This is a genomic window from Streptomyces sp. NBC_01549, assembly GCF_026339955.1.
Lineage (GTDB): Bacteria > Actinomycetota > Actinomycetes > Streptomycetales > Streptomycetaceae > Streptomyces.
In genome coordinates this window covers 5,818,435-5,835,184 of sequence record NZ_JAPEPW010000001.1, presented here as the reverse complement: position 1 = coordinate 5,835,184, position 16,750 = coordinate 5,818,435, and the positions used below count along the sequence as shown (strand labels likewise).

10 protein-coding genes and 1 pseudogene are annotated in these 16,750 nt (G+C 70.4%); 10 read left to right on the top strand and 1 reads right to left on the bottom strand.

Features of this window, described 5'->3' with window-relative positions; translation table 11 throughout:
• Window positions 1–68 precede the first annotated feature (68 nt).
• The 4 genes from OG819_RS25970 (at window position 69) to OG819_RS25955 (ending at window position 6,837) form a co-directional block, all read left to right on the top strand.
• A complete protein-coding gene (locus OG819_RS25970) occupies window positions 69–1,592 on the top strand; it encodes a DUF4331 domain-containing protein (protein ID WP_266651283.1) in 1,524 nt (507 codons plus the stop codon).
• A gap of 137 nt (window positions 1,593–1,729) precedes the next feature.
• The gene (locus OG819_RS25965) at window positions 1,730–3,346 is read left to right on the top strand and encodes a tetratricopeptide repeat protein (RefSeq protein WP_266651282.1); all 1,617 of its coding nucleotides are present in this window, start codon (window positions 1,730–1,732) and stop codon (window positions 3,344–3,346) included.
• The gene (locus OG819_RS25960; protein WP_266651281.1) at window positions 3,343–5,109 is read left to right on the top strand and encodes a sulfite exporter TauE/SafE family protein; all 1,767 of its coding nucleotides are present in this window, start codon (window positions 3,343–3,345) and stop codon (window positions 5,107–5,109) included. The genes OG819_RS25965 and OG819_RS25960 overlap by 4 nt, the downstream gene beginning before the upstream one ends.
• A 72-nt stretch (window positions 5,110–5,181) precedes the next feature.
• Complete coding sequence (locus OG819_RS25955) at window positions 5,182–6,837, top strand: serine/threonine-protein kinase (protein ID WP_266651280.1); 1,656 nt, start codon at window positions 5,182–5,184, stop codon at window positions 6,835–6,837.
• 7 nt (window positions 6,838–6,844) lie between these two features.
• Here OG819_RS25955 and OG819_RS25950 read toward each other — a convergent pair whose 3' ends face one another.
• Window positions 6,845–7,651, bottom strand: coding sequence for an SGNH/GDSL hydrolase family protein (locus tag OG819_RS25950; protein WP_266651279.1), 807 nt, complete (start codon window positions 7,649–7,651; stop codon window positions 6,845–6,847).
• A 511-nt stretch (window positions 7,652–8,162) separates the two neighbouring features.
• Between OG819_RS25950 and OG819_RS25945 the strand changes: the two are divergent.
• The 6 genes and pseudogenes from OG819_RS25945 to OG819_RS25920 form a co-directional block, all read left to right on the top strand.
• Window positions 8,163–9,124: pseudogene (locus tag OG819_RS25945) on the top strand (S8 family peptidase); the annotation flags it as partial.
• A 314-nt stretch (window positions 9,125–9,438) separates the two neighbouring features.
• Window positions 9,439–9,774, top strand: a complete 336-nt coding sequence (locus tag OG819_RS25940; RefSeq protein ID WP_323139362.1) for a hypothetical protein — start codon at window positions 9,439–9,441, stop codon at window positions 9,772–9,774.
• 412 nt (window positions 9,775–10,186) lie between these two features.
• A complete protein-coding gene (locus OG819_RS25935; protein ID WP_266623525.1) occupies window positions 10,187–11,005 on the top strand; it encodes a glycosyltransferase family 2 protein in 819 nt (272 codons plus the stop codon).
• A complete protein-coding gene (locus tag OG819_RS25930; RefSeq protein WP_266415744.1) occupies window positions 11,002–12,018 on the top strand; it encodes a glycosyltransferase family 2 protein in 1,017 nt (338 codons plus the stop codon). The genes OG819_RS25935 and OG819_RS25930 overlap by 4 nt, the downstream gene beginning before the upstream one ends.
• A 43-nt stretch (window positions 12,019–12,061) precedes the next feature.
• Window positions 12,062–12,862, top strand: coding sequence for a polysaccharide deacetylase family protein (locus OG819_RS25925; RefSeq protein WP_266651277.1), 801 nt, complete (start codon window positions 12,062–12,064; stop codon window positions 12,860–12,862).
• On the top strand, window positions 12,855–16,721 hold the full coding sequence (locus OG819_RS25920) for a lipopolysaccharide biosynthesis protein (RefSeq protein WP_266651276.1): 3,867 nt from the start codon (window positions 12,855–12,857) through the stop codon (window positions 16,719–16,721). The genes OG819_RS25925 and OG819_RS25920 overlap by 8 nt, the downstream gene beginning before the upstream one ends.
• Window positions 16,722–16,750 lie beyond the last annotated feature (29 nt).

The window sequence follows — 16,750 nt, the reverse complement described above, 5'->3', positions numbered from 1 at the left end:
GACCAATCCACCCCGGCGACCGCTCCGAATGGCGTGCGTCAGGCAATTGGGATCTGAGGACGGACGGCATGACACCTATATCCAGGAGTGGCTTGGGACGCAGGAGTCTCGCGACCCTCGTCTGTGGCGCGCTGGCCGCCGGGGGGCTCGTAGCCGCCGGCGTAGCCGCGCTGGACCCCGGGGCGGCCTCCGCCTCCAGTCACCGGGAGGCCCCGCTCATCTCGGGCACTCCCCAGTACGACAACACCGACCTGTACGCCTTCGTCAGCCCGGACAAGCCGGACACGACGACCGTCATCGCGAACTTCATCCCCTTCGAGGAGCCGGCCGGCGGGCCGAACTTCTACACGTTCGCCGACGACGCGCAGTACGACATCCACATCGACAACAACGGTGACGCGCAGAGCGAGCTGGTGTACCGGTACACCTTCAAGACGCACCGCAAGAACGGCGACACCTTCCTCTACAACACGGGCCCGGTCAACAGCCTGGACGACCCGGACCTGAACATCACGCAGACCTACGACATCGATCTGCTGCGGCTGCACAACCAGAAGCTGGTCTCCAAGACGAAGGTCGCGGACGACATCCCGGTCGCGCCGTCGAACGTCGGCAAGGCGTCGATGCCGGACTACACGAAGCTGCGCAACCAGGCCGTGTACAAGCTCGCGGGCGACTCCACGACCTTCGCCGGTCAGGCGGACGACCCCTTCTTCGCCGATCTGCGGGTCTTCGACCTGCTGTACGGCGGCAACCTGTCCGAGGTCGGACGGGACACGCTCAAGGGCTACAACGTCAACACGCTGGCCCTGCAGGTGCCCAACTACATGATCCAGGAGTCGTCGCACCAGCCGATCGTCGGGATCTGGTCCACCGTGCAGCGCAAGGACGCCCGCGGCTACTACACGCAGGTCTCGCGCCTGGGCAGCCCGCTGGTCAACGAGGTCGTCAACCCGCAGAAGGACAAGGACAAGTTCAACGCGTCCTCGCCGTGGGACGACGCTCAGTTCCTGAAGAACGTGACCAACCCTGAGCTGCCCAAGCTCATCGAGGCGATCTACAAGATCAAGGCGCCTGCCGAGCCGCGCAACGACCTGGTCGACGTGTTCCTGAAGGGCGTGAAGGGGCTCAACCAGCCGCCCAAGGTGACGCCGGCGGAGGAGCTGCGGCTCAACACCTCGATCAAGCCCAGCATGCATCCCAAGCGCCTCGGTGTGCTCGACGGCGACAACGCGGGCTTCCCGAACGGACGTCGGCTCGCCGACGACGTGATCGATGCCTCGCTGCGGGTCGTCGAGGGCGAGCTTCTCGGCCAGAAGACCGGCCTGTCGGACTCGGTCGACAAGAACGACAAGAGCTTCGAGAAGTCGTTCCCGTACGTGGCCGAGCCCACCTCGGGTTCGCGTGGAGCGCTGGCGAAGGGCACCGGCAACGACGTCAAGAACCAGCTGGGTGACGCCCTGCAGTCGGGCTCCGGCGGCACCGACACCATGCTGATCGCGGGCTCCGCGGCGGCGGGCGTGGCCGGGGTCCTGCTGATCGGCGCCGGCGTGATGTGGTGGCGCCGCCGCATGTACAACCGGGCCTACTGACCGGCCCTGCCCACCGGGCCCGTTGACCGGGCCTGGTGCACCGACTGGCGCGGCCCGCACCCACCCCCCCCACGGCGCGGGCCGCGCCGCCCCACCCCCCACGACGAACGTTCACCCAAGGACTTTGAGGAGAGGGCATGTCCCCGCGTACGAACGAGAGCGCGCCGGAGGGCGAGCCCGACGAGGTGACGACGGCCGCCCCGCAGCCTCCACACGACGCTTCCGCGCCCGAGCCCGTGGCCGAGCCCGTGGCCGAGCCCGTGGCCGAGGCCGTGGCCGAGGCCGTGGCCGAGGCCGAGCTGCCCGTGGCCGAGGCCGTGCCCGAGGCCGAGCTGCCCGTGGCCGAAGACCCCTCGTCCGAAGCCGATGACCACCCGCCCGTGGCCGACGAACGCGTCGCCGCCGTCCGGCGGGTGTCCGCCTCGACGCGTCGCTGGCGCGCGGCCCAACTCGGCCTGTGCGCCGCCTCGTTGGCCGTGGCGCTCACGGCCGGGGCCATGATCTTCGGAGCCCTGCGGGACGGCTCGGGCACCGCGGTCGCCGCCGTCCCCGGCGCCGTGTCGCCCCAGTTGCTGGCCAGTGGGGATCTCGACGCCAGCATCACCGCCCTGCAGGCCCATCTCCGCACGCAGCCCAAGGACTTCGACAGCTGGGCCACCCTCGGACTCGCATACGTCGAGCAGGCCCGCACGAAGGGCGACCCCTCCCGCTACCCCCAGGCGCAGCAGGCACTGGACCGCTCCCTGAAGCTGCGCCCCGGCAACGAGTCGGCGCTCACGGGCCGCGCCGCCCTCGCCGCGGCACGGCACGACTTCACCGGCGCCCTGACCTACGCGGACAAGGTGCTGAAGGAGAACCCGTACAGCGAGCGCGCCCTCTCCTCCCGTATCGACGCGCTCGTCGAACTCGGCCGCTACGCCGACGCCTCGAAGGCCGCCGACCTGGCCGACTCGCGCCGACCGGGCGTCCCCGTCTTCACGCGGTACGCCTACGTCCACGAGCTGCGCGGCGATGTGAAGACCGCCCGCCGGGTCCTCGAGCAGGCGCTCGGCACCGCGACGAGCCGAGGCGACGTCTCCTACGTGGCGACGGCGCTCGGCCAACTCGCCTGGAACCAGGGCGACTACGCCTCCGCCCTGAAGTACTACGCACGGGCGCTCGCCGCCGACGACAGCTACCTCCCCGCACTCGAGGGCCGCGCCCGCGCCCAGGCCGCGCAGGGTGACCAAGCGGCGGCGATCAAGGGCATGGAGCAGGTCGTGGAGCGCTATCCGCTCCCCCAGCCCCTCGTCGAACTCGGTGAGCTGTACGAGGCACGCGGCCACGCCGGCGACGCCCAGAAGGCCCACGACCAGTACTCCCTTGTGACCGCCTGGGTCTCGCTGGCGCACTCCTACGGTGTCAACGCCGACCTGGACACGGCCCTCGCCGCCGCCGACCACGGCAACCGGGGCGACGCGCTCAAGGCGGCCCGCGCCGAGTGGGCCCGCCGCCACACCGTGCACACGGCGGACGCGCTCGCCTGGGCGCTGCACGTCAACGGCCGCGACAAGGAGGCCCTGCCGTACGCCCGCCAGGCCACCGCCACCGGCTACCACAACGCGTCCTTCCTCTACCACCGCGGCATGATCGAGCGCGCCACCGGCCACGAGAAGGAGGCCCGCGCCTCGCTGAAGTCGGCCCTCGACCTGAACGCGGGCTTCTCACCCCTGGGGGCCCGTGAGGCTCGCAAGGCTCTGGGGGAGGCCAAGTGAAGTCCCCTCGCACGCACGGCCCGCGGGCGCGGTCCCCGCGAGGGAGGTCGCGCCGGCTGTTCGCCTCCTGCGCGGCCGTCCTCACCGCCGCCTGCGCCCTCGTCCTCGTCCCCACCGCGGCCGCGAGCGCGCATCCGCTCGGCAACTTCACCGTCAACCGCTACGACGGACTCGTCGCCGCCCCGAGGCAGTTGCGCGTCGACCACGTCGAGGACCTCGCCGAGATCCCGGCCACCCAGGCGAAGCCCGACCTCGAGAAGCTCGGCATGACGGACTGGGCCCGGCAGCGCTGCGAGACGGCCGCGACCGGCAGCAAGGTCACCGTCGACGGACAGCCGGCCGCGCTCTCCGTCGTCACGAGCCACGCGAAGCTGCGCCCCGGGCAGGCCGGGCTCAACACCCTGCGCGTGGAGTGCCGGCTGACGGCCGCGCTGCCCAAGGAGGGCACGGTCTCCCTGGGCTTCCACAGCGCCGGGGCCGACCGGGGACCCGGCTGGCGCGAGATCACCGCGCGCGGCGACCGGATGACACTGGCCACCTCGGACGTACCGACCAAGTCGGTGTCGCACGAACTGACCAGCTACCCCAAGGCGCTGCTCTCCTCCCCCGCCGACACCGCCACCGCGTCCCTGCGGATACGCCCCGGCGGCCCGGCCCTCGTCGAGGAGCGGGCGGAGGCGCCCGGCGCCTCGGTACTGCCCCGGGGCGCCGACCGCTGGACCGAGGCGCTGAACAACCTGGTGGCCCACCATCACCTCACCCTCGGCTTCGCCGCGCTGGCCCTGGTCATCTCCGTGTTCCTGGGCGCCATGCACGCGCTCGCGCCCGGCCACGGCAAGACCCTGATGGCCGCGACGGCCGCGGCGCGCGGCGGCAAGGCGGGGCTGCGTGACGTCCTGCCGCTGGCCGCCTCTGTCACGATCACCCACACCCTGGGCGTGGTCGCCCTCGGCCTCCTGGTGACGGCCGGTTCGGCCGCGGCGCCCTCCGTGATCGCCTGGCTCGGCATCGGCAGCGGCGTCCTGGTGGCCTTCGCGGGCACCACGCTCGTACGCCGGGCCTGGCGCAACCGGCCGCGGCCACATGGTCATGGGCACGACCATGCCAATGCCCATGACCATGCCCACCCGCACCCGCACAGCCACGAGCACGCCCACGACCACGAACACGAGCACGAGCACGAGCACACCGAAGAGCACGAACGGCCCCTGGTGCTCGCCCACGCCCACGCCTCCGCCGCGACGGCAGTGGCGGAGAGCAAGCCGCATACACATGGGCACGAGCGCGGGCACTCCCACGATCACGATCACGACCACCACCACGACCACGCGCACCCCCACCCCCACTCGCACGACTCCGCCGTCTCCCCCACCCTCGAACACACCCACGGCGGCTTCACCCACACCCACGAGGTCGCCCCCACCCTCCGCGGCACGATCCTGCTCGGCTTCGCCGGCGGACTCGTGCCCAGCCCCTCCGCCGTGGTCGTCCTGGTGGGCGCGGCGGCGCTGGGACAGGCGTGGTTCGGCCTTCTTCTCGTCCTGGCGTACGGCGTCGGTCTCGCCCTGACGCTCACGGCGGCCGGGTTCGCCGTCGTCAAGCTGGGCGACGGGATGAACCGTGCGCTGGCGAAGCGTCCCCGGTGGGCCGGTGGACCGACCGCGGCCCTGATCCGCAGGACCGCCCCCCTGGGCTCGGCGTTGATCGTCGTCGCTCTTGGGGCTGGATTGGTGTTCAAGGGGGCGGCATCCGCACTCGGCTGAGCTACTTTTGGGGAGAAATCGCGCGAAGAGACATCACGCGGATGCGCAGCGGATACGAATGGGGGGACACCCGTGTCCGAAGAGCCGGGCAGTGAACGTGTGATCGCGGGCCGCTATCGCCTCCTCTCCCCTTTGGGTGAGGGTGGGATGGGGACCGTGTGGCGCGCGCTTGACGAGGTGCTGCACCGCGAGGTCGCCGTCAAGGAGGTCCGTGCGCCCGCCGGGATCCCGGCGCACGACGTGGAGCGGATGTACGCCCGTCTGGAGCGCGAGGCCTGGGCCGCGGCCCGGGTCGCGAACCGCAATGTGGTGACGGTGTACGACGTGGCGACGCAGGACGGCCGCCCCTGGATCGTGATGGAGCTCGTCCGTGGCGTCTCCCTCTCCGATCTGCTGGACTCCGAGGGCCCGCAGTCGCCGCAGCGCGCCGCCGACATCGGCGCCGAGGTGCTCTCCGCACTGCGCGCCGCGCACGAGGCCGGGGTGCTGCACCGCGATGTGAAGCCGGCGAACGTGCTGCTGTCGAACGAGGGCCGGGTCGTCCTCACGGACTTCGGTATCGCGACGGTCGAGGGCAGTTCGGCGCTGACAATGACGGGCGAGGTGATCGGCTCGCCCGAGTTCCTCGCTCCCGAGCGGGCGCTCGGTCGTACGCCCGGGCCCGAGTCCGACCTGTGGTCGCTCGGGGTGCTGTTGTACGCGACGGTCGAGGGCAACTCGCCCTTCCGCCACAACACCCCGCTGAGCACCCTGCGGGCCATCGTCGACGAGCCGCTGCCGCCGCCGCGCCGCGCGGGGCCGCTCGCGCCCGTGATCGAGGGTCTGCTGAGGAAGGACCCGGCCGAGCGGCTGAGCGCCGCGCAGGCGGAGAGCGATCTGCGGCTCGTCGCCGCGGGCGGCTCCCCGGCCGCGGGCCCGCCGTCGCCGACCGCCCAGTCGCCGACGATCTCCTCGTTCTCCCACCCCGCGCACGAGCCACCGGGATTCGGACCTCCCGTCCCGCCGTCCCGGACCTACCCTCAGGGACCGCAGCCGGGTCACACGCCGTACCCGCCGCCCAACGACACCCCCACCTCCACGGAGCCCGTACGCAACCGGCGCGCGGCCGCCGCCGTGATCGCGGGCGTGATCGTACTCGCGCTCGCGCTGGGCGGACTGACGTACGCCTTGATAAACCGTGACAACGGCGGCGGGAGCAACAACGACAGCAGCGGGAGTGGCACCAAGAGCGGTGCCGGAGACGGGAGTTCGCCGTCCGCGAGCAGAAGCGGGAGCAACACGGCCGCGCCCGGCGGCGTCACTCCCTCGGCCAGTCCGTCGAGCAGCGCCCGTACGAGCTCGCCGCCGGCCCAGTCCGTGCAGGTGACGGTCGCGGGTGCGCACACCGACTATTCCGGTTCCTGCCCGCCGCCCCAGGCCCAGGCTCCGACCTTCACGGCGACCTTCACGGTGGGCCGGGTGCCGGTGGACGTCGAGTACCGCTGGGTGCTGAAGACGGGTGAGGTGTCCGACCCGGGCTGGAAGACCCTGTCGTTCCCGTCGGACGGTGGCAGGACCAAGCAGAAGTCGATCTTCTTGACGACGTACAACTCGAGCGGGACCTTCCAGAACGAGATCAGCGTGGAGGTCCGGAGCCCCGTCAGGACGACCTCCAACTCGGTGCCGTTCTCGGTGACGTGTGTGACGGAGACCCCGTCGGACGAGGCCTCCGCTTCCACGTCTCCGTGAGGGATGGTCAGGCGCCCGAGGTGAAGACCGGCAGATAGCCGCCGGAGTGGCCGGCCGCGGTCGGGTGGTACGACTCGGTGATGTTCAGCAGGTTCAGACTGTGCAACCAGGCGCTGCCTGAACAGAGTTCGTGCCCGGTGAAGGTGGTCCTGACGTCGCCGAAGGTGAAGCCGTGGTCGGCGGCGCGCTTGGCGAGGGCGCTGTCCAGGTAGTCGGCGGCGCCGTTGATCGCGGCGCGCTTGGTGTCGGAGAGGCCGAGGCAGGTCGCGCCCAGCTTGTAGAACCTGGGGTAGCCGAGGACGACCACATGGGCGGCGGGTGCCTTCGCGCTGATCGCGGAGTAGACGGAGTCGAGTTGGGCGGGGAGCGTGGAGTCGACGTAAGCCTTGGCGGTGGCGATGCGGGACAGGCAGCCGCTGTCGGACTGGAGCACACACGTCGTCATGACGTCCGCGAAGCCCGCGTCGTTGCCGCCGATGCTGATGGAGACGAGGCCGGTGGAGGAGCTGAGCGGGCCCAGCTGGTTCGCCAGGACATCACCCGTACGGGCGCCCGAACAGGCCGTGAAGTCGAACGACGAGGGTGAATGGGCGGCGGCCCAGAGATAGGGGTACGCCTTCGTGCTGCGCAAGCAGTCACCGCTGGCGCTGATGTAGCTGCCCGCGCCGACACCGGACGAATAGGAGTCGCCGAGGGCCACATACCCGGTGGCCGCGGCGGTTCCGGACGCCTGCGCCGTCGCGGCCCCGGTGAGGGCGACGCCGACGGCGAGGAGGAGTGAGGTCACGTATGCCGTCATTCGGGAACGTCTCATGGAACCTCCCTTTAGCAGGATCTCTGCCACAACTGTCGTAGCAGCTACGCGTGTTGACAGGAAGTGTCCATGCCAAGACTTTTCAACCTCTATTGGGACGTGTCCCACGAGCTCACCGCAAGTTCGATCAGAGACGGGCGTCAGGGACACACCCAGCCGCCGAACCCATCGCAATATCGAACCTCCGCCCGGGGCGCCATCCCTCAGCGTGGAGATCAGGGGTAACGACCGGGATGGACGTAGTACCGCTGCTAATCTCGGCTTGTCCGACGACGGGGTTGTCGGATCTACCGCCGGACGGGCGGAAAGTGACGCCTGTGGAGGCTCATGTAAGACCGCTCCCCTCGGGGCGCGGCAAGGGCCTGTGAAGCAGGAACCCTCGGTGGTACCGCGCAGCGGTGCGGACCGGAATCGTCCACCTCCGGGCGGACGAGGGCGTCAAATCGTCACGCTCAAGAAGAGCGTGACGCGAAGGCCGTCTCCACCGAGAGCAACGGCCTGGTCCCGAGTCGGCGGCGCCGCGCAGAAGACGTTCGGCGCCGCCCTCGACCGCCACGCCAGCGCCACCGAGGCCAAGAGACTCGCCGCAGGCCGGCGGTGGCCTCCGTCGAGCAGAACCAGACGGTGCACCTGACCGACACCACGCAGTCCAGCGCTCCCTGGGGAGTGGACCGCATCGACCAGGCGGCGCTGCCGCTGTCCGGCACGTACACCTACCCGGACATGGCGGGCAGCGGTGTGACGGCGTACGTCATCGACACCGGCGTCCGCATCACGCACTCGCAGATCAGCGGCCGGGCCTCCTACGGCTATGACGCCGTGGACGGCGACACCACCGCCTCGGACGGCAACGGTCACGGCACCCATGTGGCCACCACCATCGCGGGCACCACCTACGGTGTCGCCAAGAAGGCGAACATCGTGGCCGTGCGGGTGCTCGACAACAGCGGCTCGGGCACCACGGCGGGCGTCATCGCCGGCATCGACTGGGTGACCGCGAACCACACCACCCCGTCGGTCGCCAACATGTCGCTCGGCGGCTCCGCCTCCACCTCACTGGACACCGCCGTGGCGAGCTCCATCGCGAGCGGCGTGACCTACGCGGTCGCGGCGGGCAACAACAGCGCCTCCTCCTACTCCCCCGCCCGGGTCGGCGCGGCGATCACCGTCGGCGCCACCACCAGCACGGACGCCAAGGCCAGTTACTCCAACTACGGCTCCGTCCTGGACCTCTTCGCCCCCGGCTCCTCCATCACGGCGGGCTGGAACACCAGCGACACCGCCACGAACACCATCTCCGGTACGTCGATGGCCACCCCGCACGTCGCGGGCGCGGCCGCCGTCTACCTCGCGGGCCACACCTCCGCGACCCCGGCGCAGGTCGCCACCGCACTGGTGAACGGCGCCACGACGGGCAAGGTCACCAGCCCGGGCACCGGCTCCCCGAACCGGCTGCTGAAGATCGTCCCGTGACACCCCAGGAAGATCGTCCCGTGACACCCCAACTCGCCTGACCCGTACCGCGGTTCCCCGGAGGCAGCCGGCGCCTCCGGGGAACACTCCATCAACACTCGCGCCGGATGTTTGAAGTCGACCAAGAAGCATCCATGAGCGCCCACCGCATCTTGACGACCCCCAGCCCGCTGCGCGACATTGAAGCCCGGCATCCGGCGCTTCGGGGGGCAAAGTCGCCAATGCAGACCAGAGGCATCAAGTCACCTTCATCAGACAGTGACAAGCGGTCGGGACAGGATCCGGGGAGGGACCTGGTCCCACTGTTCGCGGGCGTGGCGGTGGCCGTCGCGGGGGTCGGCGCGGTGCTCGCGCTCGCCGACGTGGACGCGTCCCTGCGCGGCCCGTTCACACTCTTCTTCCTGCTCGCCGCACCAGGAGCCGCCATCGCGGCCGCGCTGCGCGGGCTGGATCCCCTCGCCCGCACGGTGGTGTCCGTCGCGGGAGCGATCGCCGTCGACCTCCTCGTCGCCCAGGGCATGCTGGCGGTGCACCGGTGGTCGGTCCGTGGCGGAATCATGGCCGTGACGGCGATCAGCACGCTTGTTCTCCTACTGGTGGTGGTACGGCAACTACGCAAGCGGATGGGGAAAATCCGTTCGAGTCGTTAGGTAACGGCCAAACCAACAAAAACGTGAGACGTCGTTCCAGGCCTTGCCATATGGACGCAATCGTCAATACCGTCATACATCTCACCCGCATCGGACCATCACGCACATGCGATCTAGGGGAGGGCTCAAGATCGCGAAGAGGGCCCGGCGCGGGGCGCGGTAGGGGGGTGCCGTGCTCGGTGACCACACTTGTGCCGAGTCGTGCCGCGCGACCGGTTTCCGTATCCGGAATTCCGTCTTCGGGCTTCCGTCCTCGGACTTCCGCCTTCGGAATCGGCCAGCTTTGCCAGCTCACCCGGCATGCACGGAGATCCATTTCGTCATGCCGTAAGTGAGAACCCCCCTTTCGAACCGGACTAAAAGCCGGACCGCCCAGGGGCGGGCGGTCCACCGGACGAGAGGGACCAGACTCATGAGTTCAGTCCTGCGCCCAGCCATATCGGGCGAAGATCTTTTAATGCCCGGCAAATACCGGCCGATCTCCTCTCACCTGGCCATAGCGCCACCGGTGAGTGTCGTGATTCCCGCCATGAATGAGGCGGAGAATCTCCCGTACGTCTTCAAGACCCTTCCCGACTGGATACATGAAGTGGTTCTTGTCGACGGCAATTCCACTGACAACACCGTCGAGGTGGCCCGGGAACTGTGGCCCGACGTCAAAGTCGTCGAGCAGCAGGGAAAGGGCAAGGGCGACGCCCTGATCACCGGATTCGAGGCGTGCACCGGCGACATCATCGTGATGGTCGACGCGGACGGCTCGGCCGACGGGAACGAGATCGTGTCGTATGTGTCCGCACTGGTGTCCGGGGCGGACTTCGCCAAGGGCTCGCGGTTCGCCAACGGCGGCGGCACCTCCGACATGACGCCGATACGCAAGCTGGGCAACAGAGTGCTGTGCGCGGCCGTCAACGCCAAGTTCGGCGCCCGCTACACCGACCTCTGCTACGGCTACAACGCGTTCTGGCGGCATTGCCTGGACGAGATCGAACTCGACTGCACCGGTTTCGAGGTCGAGACCCTGATGAACATCCGGGTGGTCAAGGCCGGACTGAAAGTGCAGGAGATTCCCAGTCACGAGTACCTCCGCATCCACGGCACGAGCAATCTGCGGGCCGTGCGGGACGGGTTCCGGGTGCTCAAGGTGATCATGGGTGAGCGTTCCAACCGGCGCGCGCTGCGCCGCAGGCCGCACGCCGCCCAGCTCGACTCGGGTCAGGGAGAGGTGTCTTGAGCGGTCCCGACATCTCTGTGGTGATCTGCGTCTACACCGAGGACCGCTGGGAGGACATCCTCGCGGCGGTCTCCTCGGTGCGGGCGCAGTCGCTGCCCGCCCTGGAGACGCTCCTCGTCGTGGACCACAACGCCACGCTGCTCGACCGGCTGAGCAGGGAGTACAAGGAGGCCGACGCGGTACGGGTGCTCGCCAACGCGGGCCCGCGCGGCCTGTCCGCGGGCCGCAACACCGGGATCGCCGTCGCGCGCGGCGAGATCATCGCGTTCCTCGACGACGACGCCGTGGCCGAGCGCGACTGGCTGCGCCACTTCGCCTCGGGGTACGCCGACCCACGGGTCATGGCCGTCGGCGGCCGTACGATGCCGATCTGGGCGTCGGGCCGCCGGCCCGCCTGGTTCCCCGAGGAGTTCGACTGGGTGGTGGGCTGCACGTACAAGGGGCTGCCGCCGGGCCGGGTCCAGGTCCGCAACGTCCTGGGCGGAAACGCTTCTTTCCGTCGTACGGCGTTCGACGCGGCGGGCGGCTTCGCGACCGGCATCGGCCGCGACGGCGACAAGCGTCCGCTGGGCTGCGAGGAGACGGAGCTGTGCATCCGCCTCACCCGCGCCCGCCCGGACGCGATCCTGCTGATCGACGACCGCGCGGTCATCCACCACCGGGTGCCGCAGCCGCGCGAGCACTTCGCGTACTTCCGCACCCGCGCCTATGCCGAGGGCCTTTCCAAGGCCCTGGTCGCCCGAAGCGTCGGCGCCGACAAGGGCCTCGAGTCGGAACGCCGCTACGCGACCCGCGTCCTGCCCGCCGGGGTGGCCCGCGGACTGCGTGACGCCCTGCTCGCCCGCCCGGGCGGCGCGGGGCGCGCGGGCGCCATCGTGGCCGGGGTTCTGACGGCGGCCGGGGGGTACGTACTCGGCAGCGTCCGGGCCCGCCGGGGCGGCGCCACGTTCACCGTGGCCGAGATCGAGAACGGGGCCGGGAGCGGTCCGGGACGCGAGGGGGCGGCGGCATGAGCACAGGAGGACCCCCGCGGGTCGCGGGAGGTGTGGCGGCCCCATGAACGACACTCCCGTACCCATCCTCATGTACCACTCCATCGCCGCCGCGCCCAATGACGCGACGCGTGAACTGTCCGTCGGGCCCGAGGCGTTCGCCGAGCAGATGGCGCTGCTGGGCGACCGGGGGTTCACCCCGGTCGACACGGCGGCGCTGGCGGCGCGTTGGCGCTCCGGCGGACCGCTGCCGCGGCGCCCCGTGCTGATCACCTTCGACGACGGATACGAAGGCGTGCACCGGCACGGGCTGCCCGTGCTGGCCAAACACGGCTTCGCGTCGACGCTGTTCGTCTCGACGGGATGGATCAAGGGCGCGTACGACACCGGAGGCGGCCTCGACGCCATGCTGAGCTGGGATCAGGTGCGCGAACTCGCCGCCGGGCAGGTCGAGATCGGCGGGCACAGCCACACACACCCGCAGCTGGACCAACTCACCGACGACGCGCTCCGGTTCGAGGTGCTGCGCTGCAAGGAGATCATCGCCGACGAGCTGGGCACCCGCCCGGCCTCGTTCGCGTACCCGTACGGCTACTCCAGCCGCCGGGTGCGCCACGTGGTGCGGGGGACGGGCTTCGCCCAGTCGCTCGCCGTCGGCAACGGCCTGGCGCGCCGCCGCCAGGGCCCGTACGCCCTGCAACGCGTCACCGTGCGCCGCGGCACCGGTATCGAGGAGTTCGAGCGGCTGGTCGAGGGCCGCGCGATCGCCCGCAATTTCGCCCGGGACCGCGCCCTCACCAAGGGGTACGCCATGGTCCGAAGAGCACGACAGGTCCGGCGGAAGGCCATCCGTTCCCGTGTCTGACACGACGACCACAGCCCAGGCTTCATCGCCCACCGCCGAGGCGCCCGAGCAGCGGCCCGGGCGCCGCCTCCGCCTGCCCGGCCGGGGCCGCAAGGACGGCAGCGGCGGAGGCAACCAACTCTTCCGCAACGCCTACGCCCTGATGCTCAACACCGGGATCTCCGCGGTGCTCGGACTCGGGTACTGGCTGGTCGCCGCCCGCTACTACTCCGCCTCCGCGGTCGGCCAGGGCTCCGCCGCGATCGCCGCGATGAAGCTCCTCGCGGGCCTGACCGCGGTGACCCTGACCGGCGCCCTGGCCCGCTTCATCCCCGTCGCGGGCCGCGCCACCGGACGCCTCATCTTCCGTACGTACGCGGGCAGTTCGGTGGTCGTGGCGGTGGCCGGCTGCGTCTTCCTGCTGACACTGAACATGTGGGGCCCCTCGTACCGCTTCCTGCACGGCCCGCTCAACGGCCTCGGCTTCGTCCTGGCGGTCGTCGCCTGGTCTCTGCTGACCCTGCAGGACGGCGTGCTGACCGGACTGCGCAGCGCGCTGTGGGTGCCGGTGGGCAACACCGTGTTCTCCGCGGTGAAGCTGGCACTGCTGGTCGGGCTCGCCGCCGCGATCCCGACGACGGGCGTCTTCGTCTCCTGGGTCGCCGCGATCGCCCTGTCGGTGGTACCGCTCGGCCTGCTGGTCTTCCGGCGGCTGGTCCCCCGGCACATCAAGGCGACCGAGGAGCGCGCGAACCCGCCCACGCTCAAGGAGGTCGGACGCTTCCTGGCCGGCGACTACACCGGCTCGCTCTTCTCGCTCGCCGTGGTCTATCTCGTCCCGGTGATCGTCGCCTCGCAGGTCAGCTCCTCCGACAACGCGTACTTCTACATCACCACGACGATAGGCGGCACGGTCAACCTGCTCGCCATCAACATGGGCGCCTCGCTGACCGTCGAGGGCTCGCACGACCCGGCGCGGCTCGCCGCGAACACCCGGGCCGCGCTCAAGCGCATGGCGCGGATCATGCTGCCGGTGTGCGGGCTGCTGTTCGTCGGGGCGCCGTTCATCCTGCACGTCTTCGGCGACGGCTACGCGCACGCGGCGACCCCGCTGCTGCGCTGGTTCGCGGTCGGCGCGCTGCTGCGGGTCGTCATGGAGACGTACTTCGCGGTGCTGCGCGCCCAGAGCCGCACCTCCGGACTCGCCTATCTGCAGGGCCTGCTGTGCGTCCTGGTCCTCGGCCTGACGGTGACCCTGCTGCCCCGGATGGGGCTGACCGGGGCGGGCGTCGCGGAGATCTCCAGCCTCGCGGTGATCGTGTCGATCGCCGCGCCCAAGCTGTTCAAGATCGTACGGACCGCGCCGCCCGCCGAACTCCCGGCGGGCGCGGCGCCGGACGGGGACCTCGCCGACCTGGGCGCGCGCGACGTGCCCGTGGCCAAGCCGCGCGAGGCGAAGCGGGGGCCCGCCTGGGCGCTCGACTCCGACACCCTCGCCCTCGGCGTGCACGTCGACTTCGACCACCAGGAACGCCGCCCGGACGTCCGCCCGGGACCCGGCACCCCGCCCACGGGCACGCCCAAGGTACGCACGGACCACCGCCCGACCTGGGCGCTGAAGCCGCAACTGCCCTCAGTGGGTCTGCCGGTGGAGGCGCGGGAACCGGGCTCGGAGGCTTCCCTGGGCCCGGCGGAAGCCCCGGAAGTCGACGCTCCCTTCGAGACAGACGGTTCGGACAGTGCCCCGACAGGGGTGCGGGGCGGGACATCAAGCGGCTCCGCCGCGTGGGCGCGACCAGCCACCACCGACCCGCAGCCGGCAGACGACACACCCCCACCCCCACCACCTCTGCGCGACCGCCTGCGGCACCCTTCCAAACCCGGCGTGCTCCTCGGCTTCCTGCTGATCTCCGCACTGCTCCTCTACTGGGTGCCGGCACTGAGCCTCAACGACGCCTCCCTCGACAAGATGGGCGGCCTCGGCCTCATCTCGGTCCTCCCGCTGCCCACCCTCGTGGGCGCGGCCCTTCTCATCACGGTCTTCGCCTCGCTGCTCTGGATGAACCGCGAGCACAAGGGCCTGCTGTTCATCACCCTGCTCGCCACCGTGGTCTCCCTGCACGCGCTCCCCGCGGTCATCGAGACGGAGCCACGGTTCGCCACCGCCTGGCAGCACCTAGGCTTCATCGACTACATCGACCGCACCGGATCCGCCGTACCCGACCTGGACGCCCGCTGGAGTTGGCCGGGCTTCTTCGCTGGGGCCGCGTTCGTCGCCAAGGCCTGCGGTGTCAGCGACCTCACCGAGGTGATCCGCTGGTGGCCGCTGACCATACAGCTGCTCTACCTGGCCCCGATGTTCCTGCTCGTGCGTTCCATGCGGGCGAGCTGGCGCGCCAAGTGGACCGGCATCTGGATCTTCGTGCTGAGCGGCTGGGTCGGTCAGGACTACTTCTCCCCGCAGGGCTTCACCTATCTCCTCTACCTCGCCTTCGTGGCGATCCTGCTGGTGTGGTTCCGGGCGCCGCGCGTCCTGTGGACGAAGGCGCGCCCCGGCGAGGCGGAGGTCGAGCCGACCGACCGGCGCCAGCAGGCCGTGCTCCTCATGGTGCTGATCGGCCTGTTCGCGGCGAGCGTCCCGGCGCACCAGCTCACCCCGTTCGTGATGCTCGGAGTGCTCGCGGTCCTCGTCCTCGTGGGCCGGTCCGAGCTGCGCGGGCTGCCGATCCTGTTCGCCGTCCTGGTCTCCGTCTGGATCGGCTTCATGGCCGAGCCCTACTGGTCGGGCCACTTCAACGACCTGTTCGGCGGGGTCGGCGGCGTCGGCAGCAATGTGTCGACCTCCGTCTCCGGCCGTATCCAGGGCGGCAGTTCGACCCACAAACTCGTCCTCTACGCGCGCGTGCTGCTCGCCGGCGGTGTGATGGCCTTCGCCTGCTGGGGCTGGTGGCGACGGCGCGACCACATGTACCGCGAGCGGTCACTGATCGTCCTGACCTTCGTCCCGTTCCTGGGCTTCGGCATGCAGTCGTACGGCGGCGAGATGGCCCTGCGGGTCTTCATGTTCGCCCTGCCGGGCGCGGCGCTGCTGGCCGGGCTCGCCCTCTTCCCGCGCACCGGCGTCACCGCGAAGGAGCGTGAGAAGGACCGGGTGAGCCTCGCCCCGCTCGCCGCACTCATGGCGGGGCTGCTCCTCATGGGCGGCTTCCTGGTGGCCCGCTGGGGCAACGAGTCCTTCGAGCGGATCCGGCCGGGCGAGGTCACGGCCATGAACTACGTGTACGCGCACGACAAGCCGACCGTACGGCTGCTGTGGCTGAGCAACGACACGGTCAACAACGTGACGCCCGCGATGCCGTGGGGCACCCGGGACATGGAGAAGGTGCAGTACGTGCCGACGCTGGCGCCGAGTGACCCGGTGCTGGTGTCCGGGCTGGTCAAGTCGCTCGAGGACGCCGGCCCGAACTCGTACCTCATGATCAACCGCAGTCAGGTGGTCTACCTCCAGATGGACGTGGGCTATTCGGCGACCTGGGAGTCGCGGCTCATCCGCAACCTCGACGACCGGCAGGACCTGAAGAAGGTCCTCGTCAACGACGACGTGACGATGTACGCGCTGCGCAAGCAGCCCGCGGGCAAGGTGCCCGAGCCCGATCCGGGGCCGATCGGACCCCAGATCACCTGGACTCCGTGGTCGGTGGTCGGCGCGCTGGCGGCCGTGGCGCTCATCATCATGCTGACAGCGCGGGAGGTCGTACGGGTCGCGGTGCGGCCGAGTGTGCGGCAGTTGCGGTGGCTGCAGAGCAGCTTCTGGTTCTCGCTGCCGCTGCTGGCGGTGCTGCTGGCCTCGCTCGTGCAGCGGTTCCTGACCATGAAGTAGGACGAGGTCCAGCCAGGCAGTGGCTCACC

Excerpts from the sequence above, each read along its gene's own strand:
- OG819_RS25970 (WP_266651283.1), top strand. The coding sequence starts at position 69 with ATGACACCTATATCCAGGAGTGGCTTGGGACGCAGGAGTCTCGCGACC.
- OG819_RS25965 (WP_266651282.1), top strand. The coding sequence starts at position 1,730 with ATGTCCCCGCGTACGAACGAGAGCGCGCCGGAGGGCGAGCCCGACGAG.
- OG819_RS25950 (WP_266651279.1), bottom strand. The coding sequence starts at position 7,651 with ATGAGACGTTCCCGAATGACGGCATACGTGACCTCACTCCTCCTCGCC.
- OG819_RS25935 (WP_266623525.1), top strand. The coding sequence starts at position 10,187 with ATGAGTTCAGTCCTGCGCCCAGCCATATCGGGCGAAGATCTTTTAATG.
- OG819_RS25925 (WP_266651277.1), top strand. The coding sequence starts at position 12,062 with ATGAACGACACTCCCGTACCCATCCTCATGTACCACTCCATCGCCGCC.